A 15,227-nucleotide genomic window follows, 5' to 3' on the forward strand; every position below is an offset into this window, starting at 1 on the left:
ACCTGGCACCTTTAATCGATTTTGTATGGTAAACATTCTTTTCCTTGCCTAATGGTCGCGCTCCCGTCTATCATCGCATAGGGCGGTACTCCAGGTAAGACATTCATGACTAATAGTCTAATCGTATGGTCATTATAAAATATTTCCTGAAATAATGGCATGATGTGCGGGTCTGTATTTTCGTAAATCTTTTTCTGCAATTCCTTTATGTCTATATCAAATGGAACGCCCTTTAAAACATTATCTACCCCTCGCATTCTGTCGGCCACACCGAACACAACACTTCCGCCGCCTCCATTTGCCATGCAAACCGTGTATTTAATCATTTTATTTATATTCTCCTCCAAAGCACTGTAGTTCCATTGCTTAAAGTCTAGGTCCTGCGCCTCAAAATCATCTGCAATATGATATTCCAATTGCTGAATGATCTCCATAATGTCGCTTTTATCCTTCATCGGACTATACTCCTTTCCGGCAAAATCGATCTATATCCCACGCCCATCCATGCCTATGCAAAAAAGGTAGTCCCTTTCACAAATATATTTGCGGGAACTACCTCTTATTCTATTTATATGTTGGATTGTAGCGGCTGGCTGTGGCATGACCCACCATGACGTTTCTTTTAATTGACCGGCACTTTTTTTGATTCCTCGTGTAGACTATCCAAAAGTTCTATAATGTATGTGGATGTATCCATCATCTGCCGTTGATTGGTGATGGAAGGTTCTCCGTCCCCTTTTTGATGTCCATAATCCCCAAATCCTCCATGATTTCCACCTTGTATCTCTATAAACTCCGCGTCACTTGGCATTACCTTTTTGGCCTCTTTTACCTTGTGTTGATCTGCAACTTTATCATTGGTTCCCCATAATGATAAGACTTTTATCGGTTCACCGCTAAGATTCGTTTTAGCCTGCGGATAAGAGGCCAACAAGACTAATCCTCTTATTTCATCATTGTGAAGTGCATAATCTGACGCCATAACCCCGCCTAAAGAATGTCCGCCAATCACCCACGTGTCGATATCCTGATGATCACTTATGATCCGATCTGCTCGATTAGGCGATAAAATGGCTAAGTTAAAGTTCATCTTTGCAATCACAACGGGATAGCCATTTGCTGCTATTTCTTTCGCCATCGCTGCATACGCTGAGGCTTCTACTTTTGCTCCCGGATAAAAAATAAATCCTATATTTTCAGCATTAGACACTGGCTCAAATAACATATCTCCATTTTCCACAACTTTAACAACAGAGTCGGATTTCAAACTATCCATAGCCACTGAACCAGCCTTATAGTATGAACCGACGTACATAAAAAATCCCGCGACTAACAGGACTACCAAAGCAGCAAGGCCCGTGAAAACTTTAAACTTCAACGACTTCTTTTGTTTCATCTTCGTGCTCCTTTTCTACCCGTGACTATAGTTAACTCTGGCATATGTTTAATCGTACTGCAACAATTAATCACTGCTCTAGACAGCTATTTTCAAGCCAACTGGCAAGGATCCGTTTATTCGCAAGTAGAACCATCAATGGCCTTTCAATTTGGACTACCCTTATTATTAGTTAGGGAAGAAGATACCGACGCAAATAACGGCATTTGGGCAGGAGGCATTGCCCTCCTCAACCTATTTATCGTATGGCATTCTGACACACAATCGGTTGAGCAGTTCTTTCAAACACCCGAATGGAGATCCGCCTTTGCCAATTGGTGTGCACAAGTCAGAAATGCTTTTTATATTCAAACAGAACCCGCATTCCAGTACAGGTGTAACTGATAAACCTGCACTTTAGCATCGAGTCGAAAATTCATGCTGAAGCCATGCCCGCAGAAAGCATCCGCTCGCAACGGAAATCCACTTTTCTAGTTGTAAAAAAACTGCAGGCAAACCCCTGAATTTCTGGAGTTTGTCTGCAGTCTGAGCGTAGGGATTCTTTTTATTTCTCCCTTAGATCATTGACCTTTAGCATATTTATCGATCAACGTATTTGCACCGTCTTTGAGCGTTTTATAGGCTTCAATAGAAATCTGTTCTTTATCTCTTAGGTAATCAAGTAAATCTTTAAATCCGTTTAGGTGTTTGACGACTTTTGGGTTATCTCCTGTTTTCTCAAATTGGACTAATGCTGTTAATTGAAGTTTTACAGTCTTTACAGCTTGTGCATTTGTAAATTGACCTGATTCTTCAAATTGGGCAACTAGTTTTTGGAGATCAGCTATAGCTGTTACAGGAAGAACTGATCCTTCTTTTACAGTTACAGTTGCTAACATCACAACGTCATCAAATCCATCTTCTTGTAAAGTGAACGTAATTTCATAAATACCTGGTACGTTTTTATCAAAATTACCTTTATCAATGCTTACGGAATCTGTGACATCATTTCCTTTAGAATCCTTAGCCACTAGGATAAGCGATTGTAAATCCAAATCATCCCCTGCGGTAATTGTTGCATTTTCCACACGTAGTTCAGGGACTGATTTTTTGATTTCAAGGTTATCCAATGCATTTGTTAATGCATCTGTTGCTGCATCTACTTCAGCTTGCGTCGCTTTCTGATTTTCGTTCACTTTTTTAGCTGCTACTAATGCGTCGCTAAATACCGTCCAGCTTTCGGCAGTATAGTCAGCTTGCTTTTTCTTGTCTGCTTCCTCAATCACTTTGGTCAGTGCTGCTTTGTCGACCGCCGGGATCAGGTCTTTATTGTTTGAAATGTTCATTTCATAAATGACTGGTTGAACATCTCCCCAAGTCAACTTAATTTCAAAAATATGACTATAGGTTGAATTATAGAATGTATTGAGACTATCCCCTAGAATTCCCAGCTCAACCCATTCGTCTTCCCCGACTCTAGCACTCACAATAGCGTTCGAAATGGTATTTGAACCTTGAACAATCGTGATGGCTGTTACATCTGTTTTTTCTGATAGACGGTAAGTGAGTGATCCATTTGTTCGGTCCGTCATATCCGGTTTAAAGGCTGTAGTCAAATTGCCGTCAAATAGTCGACTAGGGGCAAATCCTTCTTCTTCAACTGGATCCGCAACAAAGGTTGGATTGTTCTCCGTCTTCACAAATTCACCGTTATTAATTTGAATTTCATTAATATGAGCAAATCTTGCTCCGTAATTTGCCGTATACATAATTCTAATATACTTAGCTTCAATACCTCCGATATTATCGTTGCCAAAATAATAATTTCCTGGATTCGCAGAATCATGCGTGTATCCATCTGCAATCATATCTGCGTAATCTGGTTTCCCTCCAGCCAGATTATCGACACCATCGCCTAACGTAACGACATCTGTCCAATTTTTGTTGTCCATCGACAATTGTAATTTGGCGTCTCGGATGTAGTTAATCGTATTCTCTTCGTTATAGATACGTAAACTATTAAAAATTCTAGGCTCTCCTACAGAATAGGTAATATACTGTCCTTTTCTTTGATAATCTGCGAACTGTGTTTTCGTTCTAAAATTCTTATCAAAGACGTTGAGTAATGTACCCGTGTTTCTCGAATCACTATCACCATAGGCAGACGAAATCCCCATCGTCGTTTCGACGAAGCTTGGTCCGTAAAATTCCTTCGATGACACACTGAATTCATTCAAATCAAATGTGATATCTTCATTGGTATTGTTCATTACTTTTACATAACGGGCAATCGTTCCCTCTTCAGGTGTTGTCCATTCCACTTCATTCGCTGAAGCTTGTAAAGTCAACTTCCCGCTTGTTTCAGATACCTGCACATTGTCCAGTTCTTTAAGACGTTCTAATTTTACACCTACATATTCTTGTGGCTTCAGTGTCATATTTGTTGTCTCGCTTAAGCTTGTATTTTCAAGCGTATGCTGGGCAATGATATTTTTATATTGCTCGTTATTTGTGTACGTAAATTCAGAGCTTCCCCAGCTCTTGGCAAGTTCAATTTGAATCCCACTGAATTTTAGCCATACCGGAACCTCTTTCAAGTTTTTCAAGCGAACATATCTTGCTTGAACACCTGTCAAGTCTTCCTCAATTTTGTCCATGCCTGTAGCCTTACCTTGATATTCCTTGTACTTCGTGTAAGTCACATTGTCAGTTGAATATTCCAACTGATAATTTGTCCACTTGTCACCGTTATCTCTACCTACAGAGAAGGAAACTTTGCCTAATTTCCTATCCTTCAATAAATCCACGCCAATATAGTCACCAACGACAGACGTATCTTTTTTCACGCCTGTTGGGTTGTACCAAATGAAAGTTGTGTCATTGCCATCAAATAAATTGGCTTCTGTTCCTTGATAGACTTTAAAATGACTTGGAACCATTACGTTCATTTCTAGTTCCTCATCGTCCGCTTTCTGCTGCTCATTAATGACAATGTCCTTAATACCAAACCAAGTATTCGGACGATCCACTGTAGCGATCAAACGAATTCCTCTTGCCGTAAGATTTAAATTATCTAAAACGACTTGATTGACATGCCCATATTCGGCACCTTCGATATCAATCCACGTTTTCCCGTCTACTGTGTATTGCGCCTTACTTGCAGTAAAGGTATCAGCCTTATTACTGATTGCCCCCAATTCAAATCGTGCAGTATTCATTGTAAACGGCTTCTCGTAGAGGACCCCCACATACGTACCAGTCGTAATTGTATTCGGGTTCTTAAAGACCACTTCGGTTTTCAAATTATTATCCAACAGATTCGTTAAGTTCCCCGTCGGAGCATCTGTCCGATTTGTAATCACGCTAGCTATATTAATATCCGGATTAACGATTGATTGGACCTTAACCGATACGTCATTTAGCAATGTTTTGATAAACGGTACGATATGTTGCACGCCTACTTCCGCATATTCATAATGATCAATATAGCGAAACGGATGATTCTTTGAAGCATAGAATGCAGCTTGTCCTTTACTATAATTTGTCCAAGTTGCAGCCTTGTTACCTTGTTCATGAGCAATCTCCGCTTTTAAAAGGTAAATAGCTGCGTCGGCTGTTTCCACTGCACTATCTAACCAGTAAATAATCTGGTCTCTCGTTCTAGCATTACCAGGATTATCTTTGTACGTTTTTGCCGCATCACGAATAATCTCGAATTCTGTAATTAAAGCTGCTGCTTTTTCCGAAATGGCTTCTTTACCTAAAGCAGCTTTAAAAGCATTCAACTTTGGCGCTAATTCTACTGATTCTTCCAACTTAGCTACACGACTATCCATGTTCTGGTTGATCATATGCTTAGACAACTCTTTTAGAGCGTTTGAAGCAGGTGTTTCATTGATGTTTAAGTGGTCCATATAAGCGAATGAGTCGTTCCAGTTCCGCTGTCCTTGTTCAGCACTGTCCCATATATTCCATGCATAATCAGCATTCGCAAAAATAGCTACTTTACTTGGCTCCGATTGCTGCATTGGATTTAATACAATTCCTTCAATGTTTTCAGGATTAACATTAGGCTGTAAGAACACTTCATGTCCACCCATAATTAAGTGGCTCTTAGAGTTATCCGTACAAGGCCAGTTAATCCATAAAAATGGCCCTCTTCCGGCATTTTGGGTAAATGTTGAGGTGAAATTATTTGACACTTCTCCCCAAACCTTTCCACCAGTTTGGATCAAACTCACAGACGCCGGCAAATCTCTTAATGTCTGGATTTGACCACTCGTTCCCCATCCCATATAATCATTTGGACAGAAAATCATATCGATAACGAGACCGTCATACTCTGCTTGTTTCTCGATTAACCAATCAGTCAAATCGACCATCAATTTCACGTACGTTTGTGCCCCCTGCGCAGGAACTCCCGCATCATCAGCTAGAATACCAAATTTCCTAACACCAGAATCCATCAATTGGGTAAACTTCGCTTTAATAATGTTTAAGTCATTTTGATAGTTTGCTTCCGTATTAAAACGAATGGCATTATTCATAAATGGATGTAATGTATACACAAATCTAGTTTTACTGGCATTACCCGCTTCGGCTAATTTCGCGATTTTAACTAGTTCTTCCTCTGTGTATAATTCTCTCCATTTACCATTATGTTTAGGGTCATCTTTTGGCGCATAGATATAAGAATTCATCTTGAATTCTCCACCAAAAGTCATTAAATCAGCACGGTCTTCATTTGACCATGGTTCCCCATAATAACCTTCTATAAATCCACGACCTTTTACATCTGCATAATCTTTAATCGTTAATTCTTCAATCGTACGGTCCTGCATCTGTTTGAAAATGTGCTTAACAGTCGTTACACCATAGAAAGCAGCATCGACATCTTTCCCCAATATAGCAATGACATTATCCTTGATGGAAACGATATTGGCATCGAGCTTCGCCAAAGTTGCTTCATCCGTCAATTGCTCGTCTGTAAAATACTGATCTACATATTCACCTGACTGATGAATACCCACTAAAAAGTTCGTTTTACCTGGAACAATTTCACTAGATTCAGTTGAAGTGATATTTTTAATCGCTAATACTTCTTCTACTCTTTTTTTCGTGTAGGCATCTACTTTTGATTCATATACGACATTGACCGCATCGCTTACTTCAAAAGACTGCTGATTATATTGTAAATCGTGCGGATTTGGATAAAGAGAATACCCCTCTGTATCTTGTGTTTCTTTTGTTTCCTTCGTATCCCCTGCAGCCAATGCAACGACTGTCCCTCCACTTGTCCCAAGTATCGTACTCATGAACATTGTAAAAATTAATGCAAAGCTGATGATTGACGTTTTTCTTCTTCTCAACCTGAATCCCCCCATATAATAAATAAACCCATTCACCCATTCCACCCATTCCACCCTAAATCTTCTCAATCCCAACTCCTCTCAAAGAGATATAATCTAGTCCTGCTAGGTCTACCAAACGTATACGCTAGCGTTAGACAGAAGTTCTACACCCTGACTAATTTTACTGTTTTTTCTAAACATTATCAATACTATTAGACTAAATTATCTGACTAGACCAGTAAATGGTTTAGTAAAAAAAGTGTCTAGTTCCCAAACAATTTTTACTTGTTGAGAACCAGACACCCTATTTATTTGCTAGTTGATTCAATTTCCGAATAATGTACGTTCCGAGTTGTAGGGATCGCCTTTTGAATGAATCACCGTAGCTTATACAACATTACTCACTTTTCCCGGTTGCAATTCCTTAACATCCATTGCCTTTTTCCTGAAGTAAAAAATAACGCCCATTAAACACGCAAGAATAAAGGCACATAATACGAGTGACCATAGGACAACGCTGACTGGGTATCGATCTATCAGTTCTCCGACAATTCTTGGCAAGAACGCGCCACCTAATCCCCCCATTGCCATCAGTATGCTTGTTGTCCATTCCTCTAATCCTTTAGACGTTTCATTCACAATCAAGAGCCCAATCGAGAAAATTCCTCCCATTAATAAACCCGTTAAAAATATGGAGATAAAGCTAAACATGACAGAGGTTGAATAAGCGAACATCAATAGGCTAAAAAACTGACCAATACAACAAATAATAAAGAGCTTGCTATAACCTATTCGATCTATGATGCCGGTCATACTGATACGTCCTAGTGTCATAGCTGCCCAAAAGACCGTAATGCTTAAGGCCAGCGTGGATGCATCTAAATTCGTTGTTTTGCTCATGATTGTCGGCAAATAGTTCGGCAAAACCATTTCAGTTCCCACATACATAAAGAAAAACAACGCACCCGTCGCAATAATCGGTAATTGCTTTTTAGAGTAACGTTTTCTCGCAGGTTTATTCCCGTCTTCAGTCAAAGCCTTCGTCTGTCTTTTTAAAATCGGATCCAATTCTCCAAATGAGAGAAATAACCAGAGTAGCATAATGATCGAAGTAAACACGGCTACAAATGTAAACGACAAACTCCATACACCTGTCATAATCAAAAAGGCAGAGACGACCGGAATCGCTAATGCGCCTACCCCAAAGAATATTTCAACGATGACAAGTGTCGTAGCTTTCTTTTCTTTTAAATGGCCAATAATAAGGGAGGCCACAATTGTCTCAGCAATCCCTATTCCCGCCCCACCAAATGGAGCTATAGCTAACATCACATTCCAATTAGGTAAGACGCTAAATACAAACTGGGAAAGGGCAAAACTGAGTAAGGCAAGGAAAATCGTCATTCTCCGACCAAGCCGATTGACGATGAGCGGTGCGAACATCACTCCACCTAAAAAACCTAAAAATTGATTCATAATCAACTGTCCGCCATCCCTGTAATGAATCCCATACGAATCAACCATGGGTTCTAAAACGGTCCCAATGATAATATGACCAAACCCATTCAAACAATAAATGAGACAAGCAATCCATACAAATTTCTTCATTTTATTCTCCATATCTGCATTATTTAAAAGTATTCCCACTTTTCTCATACTACCAATAATGTCAGGCACGGTCTATATGGTTCTATGGTTCATACCACTGGAGATTACGTGAAATAAAATAAGGTGCCCGATTCTCAACAATATTTACTTGTTAAGAATCAGGCACCTTATTTGTTTGATAGTTGGTGGATAGTGGAAGGTACCAGGTTATGACACCTCCTTCTTCACTTTTCCAACAATCTTTTCGCAAGCTGACGGTCTTCTTTATCTTTTGTCGTCATAGCAATGTTTTTAATGATTTCCTGTATAGCAGGTTGTTGTGAAAACGATGGCGACCATCCTTCTAGCACACTGAGTGCATGGTATTGTAAACTTCCACTATCTGATGCAAGAGCGGCCTGAATCAGTGGTAGTCCAACTCCTTCGTACTCGTACAAACCTTGAACAATACATTGCAGACTATACTGTTCTTCGTTTGACAGACGTGATAACGAGAAATGCTTTTCCGCAAATGTACAGATGTCTTCGATGTACTTACGATTATTTGTATCCATAATCGCTACATATAGTTCACTGTTTGTAGGATGTTTCTCTAGCCTATCAAACAAATTCTGCGTAACGTCTAATTGATAGAAGAGAGCTATTTCAAATGCTTTTAAATCGTCTTCTTGTTGTAGTGCACTCCTGACAAGCTCTGGCCATTTAGGATCATTGATAAACGGTTGAATCGCTTGTTCAACAGAAGTACGTTCATACTTTTTCCACTGTTCCTTAAATCGATCTTCCCAAACCTCATCATCGGCATGTAAAAATTCACTGATTTTCATTAGCGGATAAAAATCTTCGAGTGTTTCGCAGTATATTCGCGCGTGGTAAACGAAGCGGGAAAGAACTGCGCTTGCATACGGATAATCGTCGATACCTGCGGCTACACGCTTACTCAGTAGGGCTTGGATGATCAGACCTGCTCCATCATATAGCTCTTTTGAAATCGTTTCTTCATATAGCGCTACATCAAGTTCTCCTTTTACGGCACAAGTATAAGCTAAATATTCGTTCATAATGCGATTGCTACAACCCTCTGTCAGTAACCAGTGTTTAATTTCTGGCGTTGTTGCATCCAATCCTTCAACAGCTGCAATCTTCCCCCACCCATGAACGCGCTGCACAAGTTGCCACACTTGGTTGTTTGCCCCGATTGTGCCATTTTTCAATGCAAACAGGACATACGGCGTGAACTCTTCATGCATACCTAATGTGAATAACAGCTCTTTGTATTTTTCACAATCCGTACAACCGAGTACAGTGATTGAAAATTTTACAACCTCTCGATGTGCAGCATTCTCAAGCAGCCATAATGCTTCTTGTTGTACAAGAGATTCGTTAAAATCAGCTTGCTGGAATCGTTCAATGAATTCCTCGCCGTAGTTGGCTATATTGTCAAAAGTGATTTTGTCGTATGTACTTTTTCGTGTTTTGGTCGTCGGATCCTGGAGCTGTTCTTCAAAAAGCTTCAGCAGTTTTTTTACGTAAAATGGTGTAGGAATGTCGTCTACAACATGATCAGATAAACCTGCAGCCAATCGCGGATCATTTTCATCATACAAATAGTCTTCATCGGGTAATTGATCATTGACGATTTTGTTGTGCGTTTGAACTTGCTCTTGAATATAGGGAACAATTTTTTCTTTATGATCCCAAGGCAGAAAGTCTAACTTCAGTGAGTCTTGTACAATCGTTTCATTATCCACTTTCACAATACAATTCAACCGTATATAACCGCCGAGTTTAACGGAAACGACATGCTTTGTACCATCTTGCAGAAGAAGCGTCCCTGATAACTTGGAATACGGGATAATATGGGACAATATAGATTTTCGTTTATTTCGATCAACGGTTACACCATCAATGATCAGTAACTCTTCTTTCATCTGGTTGATCACTTCAATACGATGCCCTTTGTAATCCATCTCCCACGATTTATGGACTTCTTTTTCTACGTCTTTCATCACGTTACGCATCTCACGTTTAAATTCTTCTTTAAAACCCATAGAGTCCTCCTTGGAGTAGGAATGGAATACAGTATTTTTTGCAGTTGTACTCGTTTTCGATTCCTTTTTTGTGAATCTATACTTTTACAAATTTATGGATTCTATCATCATAATGATACAACATATAGCAGGGAAATACCTTCCAAAATGAACAACAGGTATGCGAAATTGGACCCTAACATGACCTTTTCCACAATCATGCTTTTTCTCCTTTCGTGAAATCCAAGATAATTTCAGCCATCGCATTGTTCTGGTACTGTTGCACTTGTCCCTGTCGCGATGCATGTTCTTGCTTGAACTGCACAAATAGTCGATCCCAATTTTTTCTTAGTGATGCGAGTGAAAGTACAACCGTGTGCCAAAACGCATGCTGTCAAGACCATGCAATCAGGCGGGGAATTTGTTCAACCGTTCGCTTATCGCGTTCAACAAGCAACCTCATGCCATTCGCCCATTTTTGGAGGTCCGGTTCTTTTATGCCTGAATAATTCTGTTTCACATTATAAAGAGGGCTAGCGCCATTTGATAAAATTCAGAGGACGCCTCGTAGATGAAATCGCGAGTATACCTTTTCTTTTCATTCTTTCCATTCTTGTTAGGTGTTACCTGTCTGTTAACCGTCTGTTGGTTGTCTGTTGATGCGTCTGTTGCAACTTCGTCTAAACCTTGATAGACACCCCAATTTACACTAGTTATCCATCGATTACGTGGTGTTGATTCATCTGTTAGAAATCCGTATCGTTCGGATTTTCTGTAAGCTGATGTTTTTTCCGCATTTTTTTACAAGCGATGGCACCGAAGTGACGAATTGCCCGGGTTGGGCCGTAAACGGTTCCCCCTGCCACTCCCATTGTTTTTCACGATGATTCGCCATCATGAGCAACGTCATAAGAATTACTTTCTGCTCGGGTGTTGCCTCTGTCCAAATCGGCTTTTCAAGTAGCACCCTATGAATTTTTAACCAACCATGCTCCATAATCCTTCACCTGCTTTATCTATTTTTTGAACACCCCCTCTTACTATTTAGATAGAGCAGGGTTGAGGAAAAGGATACATCGAAAGTGAAATTATTTTTAAAGTTATTTTTTCATCAACAAAAACCACCGGGAATCTATCGCTAATTGATTGATGGATTCCTGGTGGTTTCTTTAGTTAGGTGTTGGGCGTAAATTGATTCTATTTTTATGATGAGTGTAATAGTGAAAGGTACCAGGTACTGACACCATTCTGAGTTGTACCGGTACCTGGTATCCAAGATTATAAAATAGTAGGGTATTTTGTAATAACAAAAGAAAAAGTAGCATACATTGGTATACCGGAGCTTTTTTCGAATCGTTCAGAACATGAACTTAAAATTTATAGCATTAATTGAGACTTATTTGTTTGTTAGAGGGGTACAAATCGATAGAATATTTTCCAATCATTTAAGGAGGTGCCTATCAAAATGGATTTTAGGGACTCGTCGTAAAGCAGGACAAGCATTTAACAAGAATCATGTAATTATAAAATATTATTTAGGGAGGATATTATGAAAACTACTATTTGGGGAAAAATCGTATCTTTTGCTGCAATTTTAATGATCTTGTTGATGCCGATAAGCGGAACATCTGCTGCAGCCAATACGGCACCTGATTGGATGAGCAATGAGGATCTTGCTCAAAGGTTAAACGCAATTGAAGAGGCCAGTAACGGAAATGTAGAGGTTACAGTCATGGGACAAACCTCTCAAGGAAATGATATCTACGCTGCTCGTGTTGGAACGGGTAAGCAAGTGCTCATGATCAACGGCAACATTCATGGAAATGAGAAGAGTGGTCCTGAAGCAGTTGTAAGCTTATTAGAAACCCTTGCTGGCGATAGCGCCTTCGCTAAAAGTGTTCGTGATAAGCTCACAATAGTGGCTGTCCCCCGTTTTAACCCTGATGGTGCTGCTTTAACGCAACGTCAAAATGTTTTCCCTTGGCAAGAAGTGATTGCTACTTACCCACAACTAGAAAATTCTGCTCCTGCTTGGTACTATAATGCAAGAAACAGCGGTTTTGACGTCAACCGTGATTTTAGTGCAGATTTAAACTACGTACCAAGAGCAGAGGATTTCCCTGGAACTGACCTTGACCCCGGTTTTTTCATAACTTCAGAGTCTCAAGCTCTGAGAGATCTTTATCTGGACTTGAAAGTTGAGTTTGGTCATGTCGAAGCTTTCGTTGACCTTCATCACATGGGAACGCCAGTGACCAACAAAACAGGTGAACCTGCTACAATCGCAATTGACTACCCACCACTCGGTCCAGCTGATAGTGGCAAATACGATGAGTGGGCATTATTAGATCAAGAAAAATCCAAACGTTACGCATTGGCTGCTGCCCTCGGCGTAAAAGAATTGTCCGACCAAGAAGAGAATGGCGTTGTTCAATATGTTCACTTCCAAGAACGAGACTACCCTGGACAAGCTAGAAGTGCATTTGCCCTTAACGGAACGGCGAGCGTCCTATTCGAAATGCCTGGACAACAACCTCAAGTTGGCTACGATCAGGCATTGATTGATCGTGTTGAAAATGGGTTATGGGGGATTATCAATCGTATGGTAGATGGTTCTATTGATGAGTTGAATAGTAATGATTTCCTTGAAATACCTAAATATTGGACAGATAATACAACTGACATGAAAGATTTGATTGGACTGTATACGAAACAGGGTGCCATCAATACTGCCAGTGCTTCTCGTATACTAGCAAACCAGTTAGCTGTATTGGAGCAGTTTGAAAACGCTGGAAATGCTGAGAAAATGGTCAAGCATTTAGAGTCATTTAAAACTGTACTTTCTCACTACAGGCAACAAGGCGTAGTGACTTCAGCTGTCTATAACAGACTCAATGGAGATGCTAATCTGTTGCTGAATAGGTGGAACTCAAAATAACAAAATACCCATTCGCGGCAAGGATATTTCTTGCCGCGAATGGGTATTTTTTAGTTAATGGTACCCCGGATTTAAAAATAATACTTGTATTCAGCAATACCTATTTAGATTTCTCTAGTTTCTTCCTTCAGCCATTCGCACTCTTCTTCAGTTAAATGAGGAGCTAGCTTCGTATATACCTCTTGATGATAATCGTTTAACCATTGCTTTTCACTCTCGGTTAACATATCTGTATGAATCCCCGCCAAATCAATTGGACAATACGTAGTTGTTTCAAACTTCATGAATTGACCAAACTCTGTTGTTTCGTCTTCAACGACTAACAGCAAATTTTCAATACGAATGCCATATTCACCTTCAAGGTATATTCCCGGTTCGTTGGTAATAACCATCCCCTTTTCAAAAGGTACATAATTATTATTCCGTATACCTTGTGGTCCTTCATGAACATTCAAGAAAAAGCCTACCCCATGCCCTGTCCCACATTTATAGTCTATCCCATACTGCCAGATCGGTTGTCTTGCTAAAACATCTAGGTTAGCGCCTGTAGTTCCGTGTAAATATTTTACTGAGCTTAACGCAATAAACCCTTTTAACACCAACGTATAATCTCTTTTTTCTCTATCGGTAAGTGCTCCTAAAACAATGGTTCGTGTAATATCTGTTGTTCCATCATAATATTGCCCGCCTGAATCAACTAAAAATAGTCCTTCATTTTTAAGCGTAAATTGCGTTTCTTTTTCGGCCTTATAATGCATCATCGCCGCATGTTCTTTATAACCCGCTATCGTATCAAAGCTAGGTCCAACAAATCCTTCTTGTTCGCTTCTGAAATCTTCTAATCTTTCTTCTGCAGCAATCTCTGTGATTTCTTCTTTGTCTACATTGTTTTTTAGCCATTTTATAAATTTCACCATGGCTACACCATCTTTTATTTCACACTGTTTCATATTTTTTATTTCAACATCATTTTTAATCGCTTTTAAATGTGTTGTGATGTCAGGGCTTTCAATTTTCTTTGTATGGTCGTTAATCGCATTATACAATGTGATATTTGTTCTATTCGGATCTAACATAGCAACATCTTCGCTTGAAATATTCCCCAAGAATGTTTGTAATTCTTGATGCGCTTTTAACTCGATACCTTCAGCCTCCAGTGTTGATTTAACCGAAGAAGGAACCTTACAAGCATCAATAAATAAAGTACATGTCTGTTCTGCCACGATTACATTCGCGATGACAACTGGATTGTTAGGCACATCCGCCCCTCTTATATTCAAAAGCCATGCAATGTCATCAAGGGACGTTAAAATATAGTAGTTTGCTCCTTTATTTTTCATTTCTTCTCTTACTTCATTTAATTTTTCTACGCGTGATTTACCTGCATACTTTACGTCATGCGTGAATAATGGTCCTTTAGGAATCTCCGGTCTGTCTTCCCACAGATCGCCAATTAGATCTTGATTCATTTTTAATACGATTTTCTTTGCTTGTAGATCTTTTTCCATCTTTTTAACCATATTCGTTGAAAAAACAGTTCCATCAAAGCCCACACTGTTTCCTTCATGAAGAACATCGGCTAGCCATTCTGAATAAGATGGTACCCCAGGATCCATTTTAAATAATCGGATCCCTGAACCCTCAAGCTGCTTTTCTGCTTGAATATAGTATCTACCATCTGTCCATAACCCAGCATCCTCTAAGGTAATCACGACAGTACCTGCAGACCCCGTAAATCCCGAGATCCATTGTCTACCCTTCCAATGTTCTGCTACATATTCACTCTGATGTGCATCAAAACTAGGAATTATGTAAGCATCCATTTGATTTTCTTTCATTACCTGTCTTAACTTTTCGATTCTGTCTTTGATATTCATTAATTAAATCCCCCATTTTCCTTAAGACTACATTCTCTTTTTCACGAT

At 39.6% G+C, this 15,227-nt stretch carries 9 protein-coding genes and 1 pseudogene; 2 read left to right on the forward strand and 8 right to left on the reverse strand.

Going from position 1 to position 15,227, the window contains the following annotated elements; all coding sequences use genetic code 11:
• Positions 1–11: 11 nt before the first annotated feature.
• Positions 12–455 carry an ATP-binding protein gene (locus ACIQ0H_RS12845; protein WP_403415203.1) on the reverse strand — a complete coding sequence of 148 codons (444 nt, stop codon included), beginning with the start codon at positions 453–455 and terminating at the stop codon, positions 12–14.
• 167 nt (positions 456–622) lie between these two features.
• The gene (locus ACIQ0H_RS12850) at positions 623–1,396 is read right to left on the reverse strand and encodes an alpha/beta family hydrolase (protein WP_403415206.1); all 774 of its coding nucleotides are present in this window, start codon (positions 1,394–1,396) and stop codon (positions 623–625) included.
• Positions 1,397–1,498: 102 nt separating this feature from the next.
• Here ACIQ0H_RS12850 and ACIQ0H_RS12855 point away from each other — a divergent pair.
• A pseudogene (locus ACIQ0H_RS12855) lies at positions 1,499–1,780 on the forward strand (hypothetical protein); the annotation flags it as partial.
• A gap of 176 nt (positions 1,781–1,956) precedes the next feature.
• Here ACIQ0H_RS12855 and ACIQ0H_RS12860 read toward each other — a convergent pair.
• The 5 genes from ACIQ0H_RS12860 to ACIQ0H_RS12880 form a co-directional block, all read right to left on the reverse strand.
• Complete coding sequence (locus ACIQ0H_RS12860; protein ID WP_403415208.1) at positions 1,957–6,744, reverse strand: beta-N-acetylglucosaminidase domain-containing protein; 4,788 nt, start codon at positions 6,742–6,744, stop codon at positions 1,957–1,959.
• Positions 6,745–7,113: 369 nt separating this feature from the next.
• Positions 7,114–8,382: an MFS transporter gene (locus ACIQ0H_RS12865; RefSeq protein ID WP_403415211.1), complete on the reverse strand. Its 1,269-nt coding sequence runs from the start codon at positions 8,380–8,382 to the stop codon at positions 7,114–7,116.
• Between the two features lie 176 nt (positions 8,383–8,558).
• Complete coding sequence (locus tag ACIQ0H_RS12870; protein ID WP_403415213.1) at positions 8,559–10,385, reverse strand: hypothetical protein; 1,827 nt, start codon at positions 10,383–10,385, stop codon at positions 8,559–8,561.
• Positions 10,386–10,758: 373 nt separating this feature from the next.
• Positions 10,759–10,884: a hypothetical protein gene (locus tag ACIQ0H_RS12875; RefSeq protein ID WP_403415216.1), complete on the reverse strand. Its 126-nt coding sequence runs from the start codon at positions 10,882–10,884 to the stop codon at positions 10,759–10,761.
• A 219-nt stretch (positions 10,885–11,103) separates the two neighbouring features.
• Complete coding sequence (locus ACIQ0H_RS12880) at positions 11,104–11,361, reverse strand: hypothetical protein (RefSeq protein ID WP_403415218.1); 258 nt, start codon at positions 11,359–11,361, stop codon at positions 11,104–11,106.
• A 552-nt stretch (positions 11,362–11,913) separates the two neighbouring features.
• On the opposite strand from ACIQ0H_RS12880, the gene ACIQ0H_RS12885 reads away from it, so the two are divergent.
• Positions 11,914–13,302 carry a M14 family zinc carboxypeptidase gene (locus tag ACIQ0H_RS12885; RefSeq protein WP_403415221.1) on the forward strand — a complete coding sequence of 463 codons (1,389 nt, stop codon included), beginning with the start codon at positions 11,914–11,916 and terminating at the stop codon, positions 13,300–13,302.
• A 104-nt stretch (positions 13,303–13,406) separates the two neighbouring features.
• Here ACIQ0H_RS12885 and ACIQ0H_RS12890 read toward each other — a convergent pair whose 3' ends face one another.
• Positions 13,407–15,179 (reverse strand): aminopeptidase P family protein, encoded by a 1,773-nt coding sequence (locus ACIQ0H_RS12890; protein WP_403415224.1) that lies wholly within the window; start codon positions 15,177–15,179, stop codon positions 13,407–13,409.
• Positions 15,180–15,227 lie beyond the last annotated feature (48 nt).

Source organism: Sporosarcina sp. NPDC096371, assembly GCF_044762865.1.
GTDB lineage: Bacteria > Bacillota > Bacilli > Bacillales_A > Planococcaceae > Sporosarcina.